A 4822-nucleotide genomic window follows, 5' to 3' on the forward strand; every position below is an offset into this window, starting at 1 on the left:
TCCAACATTCTTAGAAATGTTAATGGCCACATATAGATTAGTTCAAAAAGCGAAAGATACGGGTCGCGAGGAATTGGTAAACAATTTAATAGATGAACAATATTTGATAGATGTAATTAATATTAGAGCAGATTATCAAAGAGTTGGATTCTTTTATCCTGAAATTGCTATGTATTTTAAAAACCCATCAAGAATACTAGGAAGTTTCTTTATTAAACACCACGGTTATCGTGTTCGAATTGATGATATCGAACATTATTTATCTGGATATGTACAATATCAGCTTGCATTTAATAGGTAAAATAAGTATTTGAAATTTAAATTAATGACTTACAAAAAATGGTTGATTTACATAAAAACGAAATCAACCATTTTTAATTTGCTCTTTAATAATTATTTTTCATATAACTAAAATTCTAATTTCATAAAGAATAACTGAAAAAACTAAACAACATGTGAGCTATTCATAACTTGAATTAATTGTAGAAAATCTATCTTCCCATAACTTCATAACAATTTTACTTGAAAAAGCTTTAGAGTGCTTGATACATTCTTGAGAAAAAGTATCTCTTAAAGTCTTATCTAATAATAGGTTTCGCACTCGATTATATAATTCATCTTTATCATTTTTGTTAATTAAATAACCATTTTCATTATTTAATATTAATTCGGAAGGACCATACTTCGAATTATAGCCAACTGGAGGTATGCCTTCAGTTATAGTTTCTAATAAACCTAAATTAAATCCTTCCATATTACTAGTAATTAGAGACATATAAGCATCTTGAATCTCAGCACTTAAATTTCTTCTAAACCCTCGTAAAAACACATTGTTTTCTAAATTATATTCAGTGATTAGTTGCTTGTATTTTTCTTCTTCTTTACCAAACCCATACAAATGTAGTTGGATGTTAGGAAATTCTTTAATTAATTTAGAAACTAATTCAATTTGATGATTCAACTGTTTTTCAGGAGAATAACGTGCAACGGAAATAATTTTATTATTATTTATACTATGATTATTTCTTTTTAAATTAGTAAAATGTTCATCAATATATCCTACTGGTATAGTATGAACAGGGATTTCATTATTTATTCGAGCTGATATATCCAATTGTTGCTGTTTAGTCGATACAATTATCCCAGAGTATCTATTTAGATTGTTAAAAACATGTTTATAAGTATTTTTGATATCCGATTCATATACCATGTCAATATTCTTGACATGAGTACTATGCAAAACAGCTAAAACAGGTATTGTTTCACTAGTATTATTGAATATTGGTGCAGTATTTATATTTTTATCACTCAGGAAAATATCTCCATTTTTATACAATTTTTCAATTGCAAATGCTAGTAATTCCTGATCATTATTAAAATACTTAAGTTGAGAATCGGTGTTATAAATAATAAGTTGTGATTGTGAATTTTCAAGTTCTGGATTAAAAAATTTTTGGAACTTTATAGTACCTTCAGGAGTGTAATAATGTTCACAAACTACTTTTTGATTTGTTGTTAAAGTTCTTGAACAACTTAAAAAGCCTCTTGAATCATATAGATCTCGACGTATTTTACGTTGATTTACATCAAAATGATTTATGTAATCCAAATGTTGGTAATTACTATCATTAAAATGGACATACATTCTATAGTTGCTTTTTTCATATATCTTTATATCATTGGTATTTTCAATAAATTTTAGTGTATAATTACACTCTTTAGTCCAATGAGTGATCCAGTCCTTATGGATGCTTTTTATATTTATACTGTCTTGTAGCACATCATATAAGCTTAATATATCGTCATCTTCAATTTGAAATAGACTTGCATTAAAATGTAAACGAGGTGACCACGATGCAAAAATCAATTTACTAGTTATCGAGTGATTTTTAAATAAGTTGTGTCTATTAATCATCGCTTTTTCAATTCCGGTTAATTTATTTCCTAACCTATTCCCTACTGAATATATCATTTTAATTCAACCTCATTTTTTGTTATTTATTATTTAGTTTATTTTTAATTTCATTTAAGTTTGGGTAAGAGGTAAATATAATAAATTTATCTTTATCTTTTATAATACCGCTATTATATTTCCTGCCAATAATTATTTCGTTAGTAAATTTAAATAGGGTATTTTTATATGCTTTTAAAATTTTAAATAAGTCGTCAACAGTGAAGTTTTGTCGTTCTCTCATAGTATGACGTCCAGTTAAATTTATTGCTACAGAATTTGAAAGACTTAAATGTTCTATTTTTGAATTGATATATTCATCGCGCTTTGGACCGTTTTCAAATAAATACTTAGATAATTCATAAGAAGGTGTATACATAGGTGAATTAAGCATGGCTTTCATCAATTCGTAAGTTGTCGTTTCTTTTCCTTCATAATAAAGTTTGTTATTTGTTGCCCAGTTAGCAATAAAAATTGTATCTTCTGATACATTATCATCTATAGCTTTTAAATAATTAAAGATAGGGCCTAAGCCTTCAATTGTACCTGAATGTTCTCTGTTATGAGATTCAATGACATTATAATTTTCATCAATAATCATATAACTGCGACCGTTCAAGGATTGACCATCAAATAAAGAAGTGTTCGAATTATTAATATTATATTTATTTAATTTCTCAGGTAATTCTTTTGCTAATTTTGGAAATTCTGTACCACCTGCTGATGATTTTAATAGAGTTAATGAATCTGGTTTATTTAGGTACAATAAATCTTTTTCTAATAGATGTCTATTAGAATATCATGTTATATTTTTGCTTTTTACTCCTGTAACGACACTCTTTAAAGCATCATCCATACATAGAATATAATCTGCATTACTATTTTCTAGAACATCAACTAATTGCAAATGCAATGATTTAGAGTGCTTACCTAAGTCACTAATTTGCCCAATCGCAATAATTTTATTACCTTTAAAAAATTTTGTTTGAGTATTAAATGCTTTTATAGCATTAATCATTGCTGGTAATGAAGCGTTGTGTGTATCATCTATTAAGTTAACTTTATAGTTAGGTGTTTCAACTTCTTTTAGGTTTAAAACTTTTTCAAATGGTTTAAATGTACTTAAGTTCTCTAAGGCTCTTTCTAGTGGTATATCTAAATGCGATAATGTAGCAAATGTGGCTAGAGAGTTTTCAACCATACCGTCACTTATTGAATTAATTCTATAAGTATATTTTTGTCCGTTAAAATCAATTGTTATAACTGTATAGCCTTTACTATATTGAATAGATTTAGGACAAATTGTTGCGCTAGAGTCATGTGTACTATAAGTAATAACATTACTTGTATTTTGTTTGGCGCGTTCGATTAATATATCTGAATGTAATGTATCTTTATTAATTATTGCTACTCCCTCAGGAGTTAAACCATCAAAAATACTTGCTTTCACTTCTACAATATTTAGAATATCTTTAAATGTAGACATATGAGCAGCACCTATACCAGTAACTATAGCAATATTTGGTTTTATTAAATATGATGAATTACCAACTGCATTTAATGCGTTTAATGATACTTCTAAAACAGCAAAATTTGGTTGTCTAATCATTTTGCATAATAATAAATATACTGCGGATCTTATGTTATTATTAAATCTATTTTGAAGAGGATAATAATCTTTAAGACCAGCACTTATCAGCATTCTAGTTGAACTTTTTCCCATTGATCCTGTTATAGCAACAACAGGGTGTTTATACTGTAGTCTCATTTCTTCAGCTAATTTAGTTAGTGTGTTTGCAGAATCATTGATAACTAATTGAGGAGTTTTAAACTTCATGTCAGGAACATAGGTTTCAGTAATAATTAATCCTAAATCTTCCTTATCCTTCTTTATATATTCATTACCTTCTTTTGCGTTTGCATCTCTACCAAAACGTCTCCATGTATGCTTATTGGGCGATATGTAGGCTGTGCTTTTATTATGAATAAAGGGGAACCAATTCTCAAAATTATTTATAACATTGTCCTCTTTACCTTCAGCATCAAGGAGATTACCTCCTAAAATATTATGAAGTTCTTTAATTGTTAATGACATTTTGTACTCCTTTATAAAATGTAAAATTGTGTTTAATTTCTAAATATATATATAGTATAGCATGTTGATATACTGAAATGATTTGAAAAATTTTTGAAACTTAATGACTTATATATTCATATTAGTTTAAAATTCGATACTATTCCATAATGATGGAATGTGATGTATATGATTAATCAATATACATCACATTTCATTTAATGCAACTATTGCACAAGTTAATAGTATATTTAAAAATAGGTTAGTGAGATTGATTAATTATTGATTATGTTGGTATCAATGAAAGCTTGGAAGAAGGGCTTAAAAATATAAAAACTTGGATAAATCACAATACAATCATAGACACAGATAAGTTCGTCAATCTGTTAATGAATTATGATGTGATAGAGTTAAGTGAGGATAAATGTTAACGTTTTATTAAAACAGTCACAGAATTAGATAGAGCATTTGCAATTTGTGCTACTGAACTTATAATCTAAGAGCTCAATAGTGAAATTGTCTTTTTTAAAGTTGTTAAAGCATAAATTTGTTGAATTATTACAGAAAAAGATCGAAATTTAGTTACTGCTAATGGAACGGCAGCATTAGAGTTTGCCGAACTCATTTTAAAAGGACTTGAATTTGATAGTAAAGAAAATATTGAAAGGCAAATCTATATGTATCAAAGAGGCTTCTATGAGTATTGTAATAAGTATGGCAATCCTTATCAATAATTAAAAACCGCATCATTATCTGATACGCAGAGGCGTATCATAAATAAAACTAAAAAATAGGTT

General features: G+C 27.4%; 3 protein-coding genes and 1 pseudogene. 1 reads left to right on the top strand and 3 read right to left on the bottom strand.

The window, feature by feature from the left end:
• Window positions 1-301: pseudogene (locus tag HMPREF3265_RS02710) on the top strand (poly(glycerol-phosphate) alpha-glucosyltransferase); the annotation flags it as partial.
• A 159-nt stretch (window positions 302-460) separates the two neighbouring features.
• Here the strand turns inward: HMPREF3265_RS02710 and HMPREF3265_RS02715 are convergent.
• From HMPREF3265_RS02715 to HMPREF3265_RS12800, 3 genes are read right to left on the bottom strand one after another with little or no spacing between them, the layout of a single operon-like run.
• Window positions 461-1972: a glycosyltransferase family 4 protein gene (locus tag HMPREF3265_RS02715; protein ID WP_000640645.1), complete on the bottom strand. Its 1512-nt coding sequence runs from the start codon at window positions 1970-1972 to the stop codon at window positions 461-463.
• Window positions 1973-1994: 22 nt separating this feature from the next.
• Complete coding sequence (locus HMPREF3265_RS12795) at window positions 1995-2717, bottom strand: hypothetical protein (protein WP_256323908.1); 723 nt, start codon at window positions 2715-2717, stop codon at window positions 1995-1997.
• Window positions 2718-2750: 33 nt separating this feature from the next.
• Complete coding sequence (locus tag HMPREF3265_RS12800; RefSeq protein WP_256323909.1) at window positions 2751-4046, bottom strand: Mur ligase family protein; 1296 nt, start codon at window positions 4044-4046, stop codon at window positions 2751-2753.
• Window positions 4047-4822 lie beyond the last annotated feature (776 nt).

It is taken from the genome of Staphylococcus sp. HMSC62B09 (genome assembly GCF_001839115.1).
Classification (GTDB): Bacteria; Bacillota; Bacilli; order Staphylococcales; family Staphylococcaceae; genus Staphylococcus; species Staphylococcus haemolyticus.

Bases quoted from the DNA above. Each gene is read 5' to 3' on its own strand.
- HMPREF3265_RS02715 (WP_000640645.1), bottom strand. From the start codon at position 1,972: ATGATATATTCAGTAGGGAATAGGTTAGGAAATAAATTAACCGGAATT.
- HMPREF3265_RS12800 (WP_256323909.1), bottom strand. From the start codon at position 4,046: ATGTCATTAACAATTAAAGAACTTCATAATATTTTAGGAGGTAATCTC.